Below are 14,379 nucleotides of genomic sequence, written 5' to 3' on the forward strand. Positions count from 1 at the left end.
GGTAGCGGAGGAATCTCAAATTACAATGACCTTGCGCAGCGCCTGCGCCAGCTGCACCCGCGTAAACGGCTTGCGCAGTAGCTGGACGTCCGGCAGCTGAGGGTTATGCGCGGGCCGTAAATCCTGACCGCTGATCAGCAGCACAGGAAGCTGGGGGTAATGGCTGCGCACATGGTTAATCACCTCGGCGCCGCTGAGGCTGCCGGGCAGCATCAGGTCGCTGATAAACATGCCAATATCCGGTGAAACCTCCAGCATATTCAGCGCCTGCTCGCCGTTGTCCGCTTCCAGCGTCAGGTAGCCGAGCTGATGCAGCTGCTCGCACAGGGTTTGCCGAACATCGGCTTCATCTTCCAGCACCAGGACCAGCCGCTCGCTATCGACGGAGGCGGTGGCTGACAGCGCTTCATCGTCCGCCGCGGCGGGCAGCACGGAGCGCGGGAGATGAAGCCGGACGGTCGTTCCCTGCCCCGGCGCGCTTTCAATTTCCACGCGACCGCCGGACTGACGGACAAAGCCGTAGACCATCGACAGGCCCAGCCCGCTTCCGCTTCCGGTCTGCTTGGTGGTGAAGAACGGTTCAAAGACCCGGGATTTCACCTCCTGCGACATGCCGCTGCCGCGGTCAATCACCTCCAGCGCCACCATATCCTGCCTGCGCCCGTCGCTGCGGGTGACGCGCTGATTCCAGGTCCGGATTTTAATCACCCCACTTTGCCCTTCCATCGCATCGCGCGCGTTCATCACCAGGTTGATGATGGCGTTTTCCAGCTGGCTGACGTCAATCCAGGCGGGCCAGGCCGGGGTTTGCGCTTCAATCTCCAGAGTCAGGGTGGCAGGCAGGGAGTGGCGCATCAGTTCCCGGAGGTTCTCCAGCAGCGGCAGCATCTCTACCGCATGCGGCGTCAGGGACTGCTTGCGGGAAAACGCCAGCAGGCGCTGCGTCAGTAAGGCACCACGCTCGGCCGCCTTCAGCGCCCGGGTAATGCGTGGCGCGTCTTTCGATTCGGGGTCGGTGAGTTCAAGGCTGCCGATGATCACCGCCAGCAGGTTGTTAAAATCATGCGCCAGCCCGCCGGTCAGCTGTCCGACCGCCTTCATCTTCTGGCTGTGCAGCAGCGCCTCTTCCAGCCCCTGACGCTCTACGCGGTCGATCTCCATCTGCGTGGTTTTCTCTTTCAGCAGGCGCGTGGTGTGCTCAAGCGAGGCGGTATTGCGGGCAAAAACGTTAAACGCGCGCGCCAGCTCGCCCAGCTCATCGCGCCGCTGGAGGGCGGGAACGGAGACATCCTGCTCGCCGTGAGCAAGGCGCGACATCGCCCGGGAAATCGCCGTCAGGTTAGAGGCCAGATTGCGGTAGATATACCAGCAGGCGCACCCGGTGATGATCAGCGCCAGCACGGCGAAGAAGCTGATAAACACGCTGATGGACTGCAGCTCGTGATGGCTCTGGGCCGTGCGAAGCCGGGAGGCCTGCGCCACCTGCCCGACGTACTGATTAATGTCGCTGTTGAGGATCGCCACCAGCGCCTTGATGTGGAACATATACCAGCTTATCGCCAGATCGCTCTCTTCCAGCTGCTTCGACAGCGGGGCGAGCTTGCTTAACTCGGCATTAAAATCTGGCAGAACCCCCTTCACGACCGGCTGTACGGCACTCCGGGGCAGCGCTGCGGCCACGGCGTCCAGCTGCTGAACGGTCGCGCGCGGCGAAGGGGTGTCGATGGCGGCGGCGATCAGCCGGTCCATCTCCATCAGCTGCTGCGCATCCGGTACTTTGCTGCCATAGCGGCGGTTGATGTCCTGCAGATGACGCAGGTAGCTCTGGCTTTGGTACAGCGAGCTCAGCAGCGCGTTACGCTCCAGATGGCGGCGCTGGCCGCGCTCAAGCATCTCCGTCACGCTCTGCTGTAGCTCATTGCTTCGTTGAATAATGCGCGCCACCAGCGCCGGCTCCTGCTGCGCCAGCGGCGCATCCGCAAGCTGTTCCAGCGAGCGGCGCAGCGCCATTTGCGTCTGCTTCAGGCGCTCGGCTTCGCCTTTGTACTCCAGCGCCCCGACGACCTGTGAAAGCCGCACCGCCGCCGTCGCCACGTTGGCGGTATCGCGGGCCAGGTTCATGCTTCCGGTCATATCGTCCAGCGTTTGCTGCTGAACCTGCTCCTGGATCTGGCTGGCGTGACGAAAGCCGAGCACCGCCACGCCGCTCACCATTAGCGTCACGGCGACCACCAGCAGATTAAAAATCAGCAGGCGGCCTCGGGCGCTGGCGAAAAAGGGGGGGCGTGATGGCATGGGTTTGGGCTCCTCTGCGGTTTGGTGCCCTCACCCTGGCCCTCTCCCACGGGGAGAGGGAAAAGAGAAATGTGACGGCGATTAGCTATTCATAACTATGACAAATATGAACAGCTTCTGACATTTTGCATTTACGCACCTGTGATGAAGTGCAGATATCGGCATTTGCAGGAGATCCGCCATGAGCAGAACCCCGGTATTAGAGATGCGCAGCATTGCCAAAACGTTTGGCAGTTTCCACGCGCTCAAGGGTGTGGATTTGACGGTCTTCCCCGGAGAGATCTACGCGCTGATGGGCGAAAACGGCGCGGGAAAAAGCACGCTGATGAAAATCCTCGCGGGAGCCTATACCGCCACCAGCGGTGAGATCCTGATCGACGGTCAGCCGTTTCACATTAAAGGGCCGAAAGATGCGCTGGCCGCAGGCATTACCCTGATTTATCAGGAGATGCAGCTCGCGCCCAACCTGACCGTTGCCGAAAATATCTTTCTTGGCAGCGAGCTGTCGCGCGGCGGGATGGTGCAGCGCAAAGAGATGGCCGCCCAGGCGCAGGCGGTGATTGAGCGCCTCGGCGCACAGTTCAATGCTACCGACCTGGTGATGAAGCTGACCATCGCCGAGCAGCAGCAGGTGGAAATCGCCCGCGCGCTGCACCGCAACAGCCGCATTCTGGTGATGGATGAACCCACCGCCGCCCTCTCCTCGCGGGAAACCCACCGCCTGTTCGAACTGATTTTGCGCCTGCGCGATGAAGGGATGGCGATCATCTATATCAGCCACCGCATGGCGGAAGTGTATGAACTTTCTGATCGCGTCAGCGTTCTGCGCGACGGTCAGTACGTCGGCAGCCTGACGCGCGACAAGCTAAACGCCTCCGAGCTGGTGCGCATGATGGTGGGCCGCCCGTTAAGCGACCTGTTCAACAAAGAGCGTGATATTCCCCTCGGCAGCCCGCGTCTCAACGTCCACCACCTCACCGACGGTAAAAAAGTACAGCCCTGCAGCCTGCAGGTACGTTCCGGCGAAATCGTCGGGCTGGCGGGCCTGGTCGGGGCCGGGCGCTCCGAACTGGCGCAGCTCATCTTCGGCGTGCGTAAAGCCACCGGCGGCATGATTGAGGTCGACGGCGAGCCGGTGGTGATCCACTCCCCGCGTGCGGCCATCGAAAACGGCATCGGTTTTCTCACCGAAAACCGCAAGGAGCAGGGGCTGTTTCTGGAGCTGGCGGCGCAGGAGAACATCACCATGGCGACGCTGGAGCGCGACGCGACCTTCGGTATGTTAAACCGCAAAAAAGCGCAGTCGATTTCCGATGACGCGATTGCATTGCTCAACATCCGCGTGCCCCATTCGCAGGTGCGCGCGGGCGGGCTGTCAGGCGGCAATCAGCAAAAGCTGCTGATCTCCCGCTGGGTGGCCATCGGCCCGCGCATTCTGATCCTGGACGAACCCACGCGCGGCGTGGACGTCGGCGCGAAAAGCGAGATCTACCGCATCATGAACCAGATGGCGCGCAAAGGGGTGGCGATTTTAATGATCTCCAGCGAGCTGCCGGAAGTGGTAGGCATGAGCGACCGGGTATACGTGATGCGGGAAGGCAGTATTGCGGGTGAACTTCACGGACGCGACATCTCTCAGGAAAACATTATGACGCTGGCAACCGGCGTGAACGACACTCATCATCAGGCGGTGCAATCATGACAACTCCAACCCATCCGCAGCAGGTGGCGAAATCCGCCTCCGCCAAAAAATTGCTGATGAGCGATCTGATGCAAACGGTCGGCATCCTGCCGATTCTTATCCTGATTGTGGCGGTATTTGGCTTTATCGCCCCAAACTTCTTCACCGAGAGCAACCTGCTCAACATTACCCGTCAGGCGTCGATCAACATTGTGCTGGCGGCGGGAATGACCTTCATCATTTTAACCGGCGGGATTGACCTCTCCGTGGGCTCGATTCTCGGCACTACGGCGGTAGCGGCGATGGTGGTCTCGCTTATCCCTGAATTTGCGATGCTCTCCATTCCGGCCGCACTGATGCTCGGCATGGTGCTGGGCCTGTTCAACGGCGCGCTGGTGGCCTTTGCCGGGCTGCCGCCTTTTATCGTGACGCTCGGCACCTATACGGCGCTGCGCGGCGCGGCGTATCTGCTGGCGGACGGCACGACGGTCATTAACTCCAACATCAGCTTCGAGTGGATCGGCAATAACTACCTCGGCCCGATTCCGTGGCTGGTTGTCATTGCCCTTGCGGTGATTGCGGTGTGCTGGTTCATCCTGCGCCGCACCACGCTCGGCGTCCACATCTACGCGGTGGGCGGCAACATGCAGGCGGCGCGACTGACCGGCATTAAGGTCTGGCTGGTGCTGCTGTTTGTCTATGGTATGAGCGGCCTGCTCTCCGGGCTTGGCGGCGTGATGAGCGCCTCGCGCCTCTACAGCGCCAACGGTAACCTCGGCACGGGCTACGAGCTGGATGCGATTGCGGCGGTGATCCTCGGCGGCACCAGCTTCGTCGGCGGGATCGGCACGATCACCGGCACGCTGGTTGGCGCGCTGATCATCGCCACCCTCAACAACGGCATGACGCTGATGGGCGTCTCCTACTTCTGGCAGCTGGTGATCAAAGGGGCGGTGATCATCATAGCGGTGCTGATCGACAAATACCGTACCCGACACCATCAAAGTGCATAACAACAAAACCCTACAGCTTCGAGGAATACTATATGCGTTTGAAACCGTTAGTGACCGCGCTCTGTGCTGGCGCGCTGCTTGCCGCAACGCCGTTTGCGCAGGCAAAAGATCTGAAGTCCATCGGCGTGACGGTGGGCGACCTGGCCAACCCGTTCTTCGTGCAGATCACCAAAGGTGCCGAGCTGGAAGCGCGCAAGCTGGCTGGCGATAACGTCAAGGTGACGCTGGTCTCCAGCGGTTACGATCTGGGCCAGCAGGTGGCGCAGATCGATAACTTCATCGCCGCGAAGGTGGACATGATCATCCTCAACGCTGCGGATTCCAAAGGGATCGGCCCGGCGGTGAAGCGCGCGAAGGACGCCGGGATCGTGGTCGTTGCGGTTGACGTGGCGGCGGAAGGGGCGGATGCGACCATCACCTCCGATAACACCCAGGCGGGCGAAATGGCCTGTAAGTACATTACCGATCGCCTGAAAGGCAAAGGCAACGTGGTGATCATTAACGGACCACCGGTCTCTGCGGTGCAAAACCGCGTGGAAGGCTGCCAGACGGAATTCAAAAAACATCCGGATATCAAGGTACTCTCGGATAACCAAAACGCCAAAGGCAGTCGTGAAGGCGGTCTGGAAGTCATGACCTCCCTGCTGGCGGCCAATCCGAAGATCGACGGCGTGTTTGCGATTAACGATCCGACCGCGATCGGCGCCGATCTGGCCGCGAAACAGGCTCAGCGCAACGAGTTCTTTATCGTCGGCGTGGATGGCAGCCCGGACGGTGAAGAAGCGCTGAAGCGGGAAAACTCGCTGTTTGTCGCGACCCCGGCGCAGGATCCGCAGGTGATGGCGGCAAAAGCGGTGGAGATCGGCTATGACATTCTACAGGGCAAACCTGCGCCGAAAGCGCCGGTGCTGATCCCGGTGACGATGATCGATAAAAAGAACGTCGGCACGTATAAGGGCTGGACGGTTAAATGATCCTTTTCCCTCTCCCGCAGGGAGAGGGAACTGTTTTCAAGGAGTCCCCATGAAACGCTCCGACATCAATGAAATTCTCGGCCACACGCGACAGTTCTTTTCCATGCACGACGTGCATCTCCCGCCGTTTGCCAGCTTCCCGCCCACAAAATGGCAGCAGCTTGACCAGACCGCATGGCAGGAGGTATTCGACCTCAAGCTCGGCTGGGACGTGACGGCGTTCGGCGGCAACAGCTTTGCCGCTGAGGGCCTGACGCTGTTTACGCTACGCAACGGCTCGCCCAACGGCGTGCCTTATGAAAAGTGCTATGCCGAAAAAATTATGCACGTGCGCGACGGCCAGGTGACGCCGTTGCATTTTCACTGGCACAAACGGGAAGACATCATCAACCGGGGCGGCGGGAATCTGATTATTGAGTTATGGAATGCCGGGGCGCATGAAGAAACGGAAAACACCGACGTGACGGTCACCGTCGACGGCTGCCGTCAGACCCACGCGCCCGGCAGCCAGCTGCGCCTCATGCCAGGGGAAAGCATCTGTCTGACACCCGGTCTGTACCACAGCTTCTGGGGAGAACGCGGCTTCGGCGACGTGCTGGTTGGGGAGGTGTCATCGGTAAACGACGACGAGCACGATAACCACTTTTTGCAGCCCGTTGCCCGCTATAACAACATCGAAGAAGACGAACCGGCGCTGCTGGTGCTGTGCAACGAGTACAACCTGTTCCGGATATAAGGAGTAAATGATGCCATTGATCTCTCTTGCCGACGGTCTGGAGCACGCCAGGGCGCATCGCTACGCGCTGGGCGCGTTTAACGTGCTCGACTCCCACTTCCTGCGCGCGCTGTTCGCCGCCGCGAAGCAGGAACGCTCGCCGTTTATCATCAACATCGCCGAAGTGCATTTTAAGTACGTCTCCCTGGATTCGCTTGTCGAAGCGGTGAAGTTCGAGGCCGCCCGCCACGATATTCCCGTGGTGCTCAATCTCGACCACGGCCTGCATTTCGAGGCGGTGGTGCGCGCCCTGCGCTTAGGGTTCAGCTCGGTGATGTTCGACGGCTCTACGCTGAGCTATGAGGAGAACATTCGCCAGACGCGGGAGGTGGTGAAGATGTGCCACGCGGTCGGCGTGTCGGTGGAAGCAGAGCTGGGCGCGGTCGGTGGCGATGAAGGCGGCGCGCTGTACGGGCATGCGGATGAAGCGTTCTTTACCGACCCGCAGCTGGCGCGCGAATTTGTCGATTCAACCGGTATTGACGCGCTGGCGGTTGCCATCGGTAACGCGCACGGTAAATACAAGGGCGAGCCGAAACTCGATTTCCCACGCCTGGACGCCATTCGCCAGCAGACGGGGCTGCCGCTGGTTTTACACGGCGGCTCCGGGATTAGCGATGCCGACTTCCGCCGCGCCATCGAGCTCGGCATTCATAAAATCAACTTCTACACCGGCATGTCGCAGGCCGCACTCGCCGCCGTGGAGCAGCGCATGGCGAACCGTCAGCCGCTGTACGATGAGTTTGCCGAGCTGCTGCTGGGGATAGAAGAGGCGATTACCGATACGGTCGCCGAACAGATGCGCATCTTCGGCAGCGCGGGGCAGGCATAATGGAACGCAAAGGCATCATCGCCGCAGGCAACATGCTGGTGGATCACGTCCACCAGATCGTGCAGTGGCCGGAGCGCGGCTGGCTGGCGGAAATTACCCACAGCGAACGCTCAACCGGCGGCGCGCCGCTCAACGTGCTGCTGACGCTGGCAAAAATGCACGTTGGCCTGCCGCTGCAGGCAGTGGGGCTGATTGGTGAAGACGGCGACGGGGATTACATTCTGGCAATGCTTGACCAGTACCACGTCAACCGCCAGCGGGTTCAGCGCACCACCTTTGCCCCGACCTCCATGTCGCAGGTGATGACCGATCCCAGCGGACAGCGCACCTTCTTCCACTCGCCGGGCGCCAACCGCCTGCTGGATCTTCCCGCCTTCGATCGCTTAGACGGATCGATGAAGATCTTCCATCTCGGCTACCTGCTGCTGCTCGACAGCCTGGATATGCCCGATGACGAGTTTGGTACCCGCAGCGCGCGCCTGCTGGCGCAGATGCGCGACCAGGGGTATGAAACGTCGCTCGATCTGGTGTCCCGCAAGGGCGACCCGCGCTACCAGCCGCTGGTGCTTCCAGCCCTGCGCCACCTTGATTATCTGGTGATTAACGAGCTGGAAGCCGGGGAGTTTAGCGGGCTCGAGATGCGCGACGGCGACGATGTGCTGAATATCGCCCATATCGCCGATGCCGCGACGCAGCTGCTGGCGGCAGGCGTGCGTCAGCGGGTGGTGATCCACTGTCCGGAAGGCGCATGGGGCGAAGCGCCGGGTGAGCAAGGTCGCTGGATCCCCTCATGGCTCCTGGAGCAAAAAGACATTGTCGGCAGCGTCGGCGCGGGCGATGCGTTTTGCGCGGGGTTTTTATACGGCTGCCACGAATCGCTCCCGCTCACGGAGAGCATTTATCTTGCACACGCCTGCGCGCGAGCCAGCCTGCTGGCCGCCAACGCGATTGACGGCGCGAAAACGCTGGCCGAGCTGCAGCTGTTTATCAAAGAGAATACTTAGGCCGCTTTCTCGCTATGGGAAACATCGGTGGCAAACACGTAACCCAGCCCACGGATGGTTTTGATGAGCGCAGGCTGATGCGGATTAGCCTCGATCTTCCGGCGCAGGCGCATGATCAGCACATCAATCGTGCGGTCGAACACGTCCGCGCTTTCGCTGTGGGTCAGCTCAAGCAGCCGGTCACGACTCAGCACCCGACGGGCATTTTGCGTGAGCGCCAGCAGCAGGCCGTACTCGCCCTGGGTTAAGGGGACAGGGTTACGCTGCGGATCGCTCAGCTCACAGCGGGTGGTATCGAGCGTCCATCCGTTAAAAGCAATGCCCGCTACGGGCGCTGCGGGGACTTCCGCAGCCAGCACGCCCGTACGGCGCAATACTGCTTTAACGCGGGCGACCACCACGCGCGGGTTGAACGGTTTGCCGATATAATCGTCGGCCCCCATCTCCAGCCCCACCACCACGTCTGACTCACTCCCCAGCCCGGTTAACATCACAACCGGTAGCGCCGGGCGCTGCTTTTGCAGCTGCAGCAAAACCTGTAAGCCATTGATATCCGGCAGCATCATATCCAGCAGCACCAGCGCGATATTTGGCTCCTGCTGTACCTGCCGCAGTGCATCCTGGCCGTTATGGCAGACAAGCACGCTAAAGACGTGCTCGCTTAGCACGTCCTGAAGCAGTTCGCAGACTGCCGTATCGTCATCTACCACCAGAATCGCCGGTTTCATCGTATGCTTCCGTCAGGGGATTATGTTAAGTCTGAACCATTCTGCCGTCGGCTCCAGTCAAATGGTTTTTTCAGTGACGGAAATTCAACCCATGTCACATCCGCTGCCCTGTCGACACGTCAATTTTGACGATTGGCTGCTTTTTGTCAGGGTTTTCACCGCGAAGGGACCGTAAAGTCAGGGTATACCCATACAAAAAACATGGCATAGAAGCTGCATAGTGGGTGCGAATGATTCGATTAACTGGAGCAGACTGATGAAAAAAGTCGTCACGGTTTGCCCTTATTGTGCCTCAGGTTGCAAGATCCACCTGGTGGTCGATAACGGCAAAATCGTCCGGGCGGAGGCCGCACAGGGGAAAACCAACCAGGGCACGCTATGCCTGAAAGGTTACTACGGCTGGGATTTTATTAACGATACCCAAATCCTCACCCCGCGCCTGAAAACCCCTATGATCCGCCGCGAGCGCGGCGGCAAGCTGGAAGCCGTCTCCTGGAGCGAGGCGCTGGATTACGTCGCCACGCGTCTGAGCGCCATCAAGGCCAAATATGGCCCGGATGCGATTCAGACCACCGGCTCCTCACGCGGGACGGGGAATGAAACCAACTATGTGATGCAAAAATTCGCGCGCGCCGTTATTGGAACCAATAACGTCGACTGCTGCGCTCGCGTCTGACACGGCCCATCGGTTGCAGGTCTGCACCAGTCGGTCGGTAACGGCGCAATGAGTAATGCCATCAACGAGATAGATAACACCGATCTCGTCTTCATCTTTGGCTATAACCCGGCGGATTCTCACCCTATCGTCGCGAACCACGTTATTCGCGCTAAGCAGAACGGGGCGAAAATCATCGTCTGCGATCCGCGCAAAATTGAAACCGCGCGCATTGCGGATATGCACATCGCGTTGAAAAACGGCTCGAACATCGCGCTGTTGAACGCAATGGGGCACGTCATTATTGAGGAGAACCTGTACGACCAGGCGTTTGTCGCGACCCGTACGGAAGGCTTTGAAGAGTACCGGAAAATTGTCGAAGGCTATACGCCAGAGTCGGTGGAAACAATCACCGGCGTCAGCGCGCAGGAGATCCGCCAGGCGGCACGGATGTATGCCGAGGCGAAAACCGCCGCCATCCTGTGGGGAATGGGCGTGACCCAGTTCTATCAGGGCGTGGAAACCGTGCGTTCTCTGACAAGCCTCGCGATGCTGACCGGCAATCTGGGTAAAGCGCACGTCGGCGTCAACCCGGTACGTGGTCAGAATAACGTTCAGGGCGCCTGCGATATGGGCGCGCTGCCGGACACCTACCCGGGCTACCAGTACGTGAAGTTCCCGGAAAACCGCGAGAAATTCGCGAAGGCCTGGGGCGTGGAAAGCCTGCCGGAACACACCGGATATCGCATCAGCGAGCTGCCGCACCGCGCGGCGCACGGCGAAGTGCGTGCGGCCTACATCATGGGTGAAGATCCGCTCCAGACCGACGCCGAGCTGTCTGCGGTGCGCAAAGGGTTTGAGGATCTGGAGCTGGTGATTGTCCAGGATATCTTCATGACCAAAACCGCGGCGGCGGCGGATGTGATTTTACCGTCAACCTCCTGGGGCGAGCATGAAGGCGTCTACACGGCGGCGGACCGCGGCTTCCAGCGCTTCTTTAAGGCGGTCGAGCCGAAGTGGGATCTTAAAACCGACTGGCAGATCATCAGCGAAATCGCCACCCGCATGGGCTACCCGATGCACTACAACAACACTCAGGAGATCTGGGACGAGCTGCGCAATCTATGTCCGGACTTCTACGGTGCAACCTATGAAAAAATGGGTGAGCTGGGATACATCCAGTGGCCGTGTCGGGATGAGTCAGAAGCCGACCAGGGGACGTCATACCTCTTTAAAGAGAAGTTCGACACCCCGAACGGACTGGCGCAGTTCTTCACCTGCGACTGGGTCGCGCCGATCGATAAACTCACCGATGAGTATCCGATGGTGCTCTCCACCGTGCGTGAAGTGGGCCACTACTCCTGTCGCTCGATGACCGGCAACTGCGCCGCGCTGGCGGCACTGGCGGACGAACCGGGCTACGCGCAAATCAATACCGCCGACGCAGAGCGCCTCGGCATTGAGGATGAAGCGCTGGTGTGGGTGAACTCGCGCAAAGGCCGGATCATTACCCGTGCGCAGGTCAGCGATCGTCCGAACAAAGGGGCGGTATATATGACCTACCAGTGGTGGATTGGCGCCTGTAACGAGCTGGTCACGGAGAACTTAAGTCCGATAACCAAAACGCCGGAGTATAAATACTGCGCCGTACGCGTGGAGCCAATTGCGGATCAGCACGCTGCGGAACAGTATGTCATCGACGAATATAACAAGCTGAAAGCCCGACTGCGCGAAAGCGCAATGGGCTGAAGCCGTTAATTCATAAGTGAATAAAGGGAGTGAGATATTCACTCCCTTTTTATTTCCGATTAACTCATCAAATATATGAATTATTATTCTGGAAAGCGGCTCGCAGAAATAATGTAATTTTCGCGAAAAAGAATTACATCTTTGCATTTTAATTCAGAGGGATAAGATGTGCGGCGGGTGCTTAAGACTTTCTGTCTTGAGCATTGTTGAGGGACAGAAAGTAGAAAGCCCCGGGAAATTTTCATTTACCCGAGGCTACTCCCTCAACTCCGAACAAGTTGAGAGTAGCCTCTTATTCTTTTTTTGACAAGGAGTAAAAGGCATGACGCCATTAAAAACTGCGTTAGGCATCGTCTTTATTATTTGCCTGACGATAGTGATCTTTACCTTTATTACTCGAGGTAAGTTATGCGAGTTTTCAATAAAGGGTGAACATCAGGAGGTGGCGGCAAAATTAGCCTGTAACGCAGGCTAACCTCTACGGGCGGAACCACGGTTCCGCCCGGCTTGCAGGATGCTGAGGTCTTAATGCACCCATTTTTTTCTTCTGTCGCCGCGATTATACTGCGCGGCGTGTACCCCGATGATAAGAACCCATGAAACATATTTTTCTGTTGTTGTTACTTTTTACATCGCTTGTCCGTGCCGACGAGATTGGCAGTCAGTACAAAGAACAGGCTGAAGCGGGTGACGCCCGTGCCCAGTATTATTTGGCCGATACATACTTTAGCTCCGGTGACAGCAAGCAGGCCGCGCTGTGGGCCGAGAAAGCCGCTAAAGGTGGCGATGTCGACGCCATGGGGCTGCTCTCTCAAATCCTCTTTACCCAGGGAAATTATGCGCAAGCTAAGGCACTGGCGCAGCAGGCAACCATAGCGGGCAGCAAACGCGGCGCGATCATGCTGGCGCGCGTGCTGGTCAATACTCAGGCAGGTAAAACTGACTATCCTCAGGCCATCAAACTGCTGCAAACGGCGACTGAGGATATCGACAACGACTCCGCGGTTGATGCACAACTGCTGCTGGGGCTGATTTATGCCAACGGCGTTGAAGTGGCCCAGGACGACGTGCAGGCCGCCTCGTGGTTCAAGCGGAGCTCGGCACTTTCACGCACGGGCTACGCCGAGTACTGGGCAGGGATGTTGTTCAGGCAGGGAGAGAAAGGCTTTATCACGCCCAATAAACAGAAAGCGCTCTACTGGTTGAACCTGAGCTGTACGGAAGGGTTTGATACGGGATGCGAAGAGTTTGATGCGTTAAGCGGGGAGTAAAGTGCCGGGTGGCGGCTTCGCCTTACCCGGCCTACAAAACCCGCAGGCCCGGTAAGCGCAGCGCCACCGGGCTTAGGATGTTACTGGTCGGCCGTCTTATCAAAACGACCCAGCACCTCGCGTTCATACGCCAGCGCTTTTTTACGATCGAATTTGTGTTCCCACTTGGCGATAACCAGCACCGCCAGAGCATTCCCCACCACGTTCAGCGCGGTACGCGCCATGTCGAGGATACGGTCGACACCGGCGATAAACGCCAGACCTTCCAGCGGAATACCGACGCTGCCAAGCGTTGCCAGCAGCACCACGAAGGAGACGCCCGGAACGCCTGCAATACCTTTGGACGTCACCATCAGTGTCAGCACCAGTACGATCTCCTGCCACAGCGACAGGTCAATGCCGTACAGTTGCGCAATAAAGATAGCGGCGATGCTCTGGTACAGCGTCGAACCGTCCAGGTTAAAGGAGTAGCCGGTCGGTACCACGAAGCTGGTAATAGAGGCAGGCGCGCCGTAGGCTTCCATCTTCTCAATGATGCGCGGCAGCACGCTCTCAGAACTTGCCGTGGAGTACGCCAGAATCAGCTCATCTTTCAGGATGCGAATCAGGATCCAGATGCTCAGCCCGCACAGACGCGCCACGATCCCCAGCACCACCAGCGCGAAGAACAGAATGGCGAAGTGCACCAGGAGCACCAGCTTCGCCAGCGGCCACAGGGAGGCAAAACCGAAGTTCGCCACGGTCACCGCGATAAGCGCAAACACCCCTACCGGCGCGTAACGCATCACCATGTGGGTCACTTTAAACATGGTTTCGGAGATAGAGCGGAACACGGTCACCAGCGGTTCGCGATGCGTCGCTGGCAGTGAAGAGAGTCCCAGACCAAACAGCACCGAGAAGAAGATGATAGGCAGCATCTCGCCCTTCGCCATCGACGCCACGATGTTGGTCGGCACCAGCGACAGAATAGTGCCCATCAGGCCATGCGCATGGCTCTGCACATCAGCGGTCGTACTTTGGTATTTCGAAATATCCACCGTGGCCAGCTGCGACATATCGATCCCGGAACCCGGCTGGAACACGTTCGCCAGCGTGATACCGAGGATAATCGCAACCGTAGTGATCACTTCGAAATAGATAATGGTTTTCGCGCCAATACGGCCTAACTGTTTCGCATCGCCGACGCCCGCAATACCGACCACCAGCGTCGAGATCACAATCGGTACCACGATCATCTTGATCAGATGAATAAAGATATCCCCTGCCGGAGAGAGCAGGTTCGCAATCAGCCATTCGCGGCTGTCGCTATGATAGTGGAGGTAACTGCCCAGCAAGATGCCCAGCACAAGGGCGATTAAGATCTGCCAGGCAAGGCTGACTTTAACGTTTTTCATAGAAACTG

The 14,379-nt window shown here is 58.8% G+C and carries 12 protein-coding genes; 9 read left to right on the forward strand and 3 right to left on the reverse strand.

Going from position 1 to position 14,379, the window contains the following annotated elements:
• Window positions 1–15: 15 nt before the first annotated feature.
• A complete protein-coding gene (locus DFO52_RS18325) occupies window positions 16–2,295 on the reverse strand; it encodes an ATP-binding protein (RefSeq protein ID WP_133550923.1) in 2,280 nt (759 codons plus the stop codon).
• A gap of 181 nt (window positions 2,296–2,476) precedes the next feature.
• On the opposite strand from DFO52_RS18325, the gene DFO52_RS18330 reads away from it, so the two are divergent.
• Genes DFO52_RS18330 through DFO52_RS18355 form a run of 6 tightly spaced genes read left to right on the forward strand, consistent with a single transcriptional unit; the run spans window position 2,477 to window position 8,574 of the window.
• On the forward strand, window positions 2,477–3,997 hold the full coding sequence (locus tag DFO52_RS18330) for a sugar ABC transporter ATP-binding protein (RefSeq protein ID WP_133550924.1): 1,521 nt from the start codon (window positions 2,477–2,479) through the stop codon (window positions 3,995–3,997).
• On the forward strand, window positions 3,994–4,989 hold the full coding sequence (locus tag DFO52_RS18335; RefSeq protein ID WP_096150957.1) for a COG4158 family protein: 996 nt from the start codon (window positions 3,994–3,996) through the stop codon (window positions 4,987–4,989). Before DFO52_RS18330 ends, DFO52_RS18335 begins: the two co-directional genes overlap by 4 nt.
• Window positions 4,990–5,021: 32 nt before the next feature.
• Window positions 5,022–5,963: an ABC transporter substrate-binding protein gene (locus DFO52_RS18340; protein ID WP_021242935.1), complete on the forward strand. Its 942-nt coding sequence runs from the start codon at window positions 5,022–5,024 to the stop codon at window positions 5,961–5,963.
• Window positions 5,964–6,012: 49 nt separating this feature from the next.
• Window positions 6,013–6,699, forward strand: coding sequence for a D-lyxose/D-mannose family sugar isomerase (locus DFO52_RS18345; RefSeq protein WP_133550925.1), 687 nt, complete (start codon window positions 6,013–6,015; stop codon window positions 6,697–6,699).
• Window positions 6,700–6,709: 10 nt separating this feature from the next.
• On the forward strand, window positions 6,710–7,570 hold the full coding sequence (locus DFO52_RS18350) for a ketose 1,6-bisphosphate aldolase (RefSeq protein WP_023310075.1): 861 nt from the start codon (window positions 6,710–6,712) through the stop codon (window positions 7,568–7,570).
• Complete coding sequence (locus DFO52_RS18355) at window positions 7,570–8,574, forward strand: carbohydrate kinase family protein (protein ID WP_133550926.1); 1,005 nt, start codon at window positions 7,570–7,572, stop codon at window positions 8,572–8,574. The genes DFO52_RS18350 and DFO52_RS18355 overlap by 1 nt, the downstream gene beginning before the upstream one ends.
• Here DFO52_RS18355 and DFO52_RS18360 read toward each other — a convergent pair.
• Complete coding sequence (locus DFO52_RS18360; RefSeq protein ID WP_032662562.1) at window positions 8,571–9,302, reverse strand: response regulator transcription factor; 732 nt, start codon at window positions 9,300–9,302, stop codon at window positions 8,571–8,573. The two genes, DFO52_RS18355 and DFO52_RS18360, sit on opposite strands and share 4 nt — an antisense overlap.
• A 256-nt stretch (window positions 9,303–9,558) precedes the next feature.
• On the opposite strand from DFO52_RS18360, the gene fdhF reads away from it, so the two are divergent.
• The 3 genes from fdhF (at window position 9,559) to DFO52_RS18375 (ending at window position 12,977) form a co-directional block, all read left to right on the forward strand.
• A complete protein-coding gene (gene fdhF / locus DFO52_RS18365; protein WP_133550927.1) occupies window positions 9,559–11,706 on the forward strand; it encodes a formate dehydrogenase subunit alpha in 2,148 nt (715 codons plus the stop codon).
• A gap of 322 nt (window positions 11,707–12,028) precedes the next feature.
• Entirely contained in the window at window positions 12,029–12,181 is a 153-nt protein-coding gene (locus tag DFO52_RS18370) for a Hok/Gef family protein (protein WP_032644722.1), read from the forward strand.
• A 121-nt stretch (window positions 12,182–12,302) separates the two neighbouring features.
• Window positions 12,303–12,977 (forward strand): tetratricopeptide repeat protein, encoded by a 675-nt coding sequence (locus DFO52_RS18375; RefSeq protein WP_133550928.1) that lies wholly within the window; start codon window positions 12,303–12,305, stop codon window positions 12,975–12,977.
• Between the two features lie 80 nt (window positions 12,978–13,057).
• On the opposite strand, the gene gltP is transcribed toward DFO52_RS18375, so the two are convergent.
• On the reverse strand, window positions 13,058–14,371 hold the full coding sequence (gltP, locus tag DFO52_RS18380; RefSeq protein WP_023310067.1) for a glutamate/aspartate:proton symporter GltP: 1,314 nt from the start codon (window positions 14,369–14,371) through the stop codon (window positions 13,058–13,060).
• Between the last annotated feature and the right edge of the window lie 8 nt (window positions 14,372–14,379).

This window comes from Enterobacter sp. AG326 (genome assembly GCF_004362415.1).
Lineage (GTDB): Bacteria > Pseudomonadota > Gammaproteobacteria > Enterobacterales > Enterobacteriaceae > Enterobacter > Enterobacter asburiae.

Coding starts and splice junctions, on each gene's coding strand:
- gltP (WP_023310067.1), bottom strand. CDS start 14,371: ATGAAAAACGTTAAAGTCAGCCTTGCCTGGCAGATCTTAATCGCCCTT.
- DFO52_RS18355 (WP_133550926.1), top strand. CDS start 7,570: ATGGAACGCAAAGGCATCATCGCCGCAGGCAACATGCTGGTGGATCAC.
- DFO52_RS18360 (WP_032662562.1), bottom strand. CDS start 9,302: ATGAAACCGGCGATTCTGGTGGTAGATGACGATACGGCAGTCTGCGAA.
- DFO52_RS18325 (WP_133550923.1), bottom strand. CDS start 2,295: ATGCCATCACGCCCCCCCTTTTTCGCCAGCGCCCGAGGCCGCCTGCTG.
- DFO52_RS18340 (WP_021242935.1), top strand. CDS start 5,022: ATGCGTTTGAAACCGTTAGTGACCGCGCTCTGTGCTGGCGCGCTGCTT.
- DFO52_RS18370 (WP_032644722.1), top strand. CDS start 12,029: ATGACGCCATTAAAAACTGCGTTAGGCATCGTCTTTATTATTTGCCTG.
- DFO52_RS18350 (WP_023310075.1), top strand. CDS start 6,710: ATGCCATTGATCTCTCTTGCCGACGGTCTGGAGCACGCCAGGGCGCAT.
- DFO52_RS18345 (WP_133550925.1), top strand. CDS start 6,013: ATGAAACGCTCCGACATCAATGAAATTCTCGGCCACACGCGACAGTTC.
- DFO52_RS18335 (WP_096150957.1), top strand. CDS start 3,994: ATGACAACTCCAACCCATCCGCAGCAGGTGGCGAAATCCGCCTCCGCC.
- DFO52_RS18330 (WP_133550924.1), top strand. CDS start 2,477: ATGAGCAGAACCCCGGTATTAGAGATGCGCAGCATTGCCAAAACGTTT.
- DFO52_RS18375 (WP_133550928.1), top strand. CDS start 12,303: ATGAAACATATTTTTCTGTTGTTGTTACTTTTTACATCGCTTGTCCGT.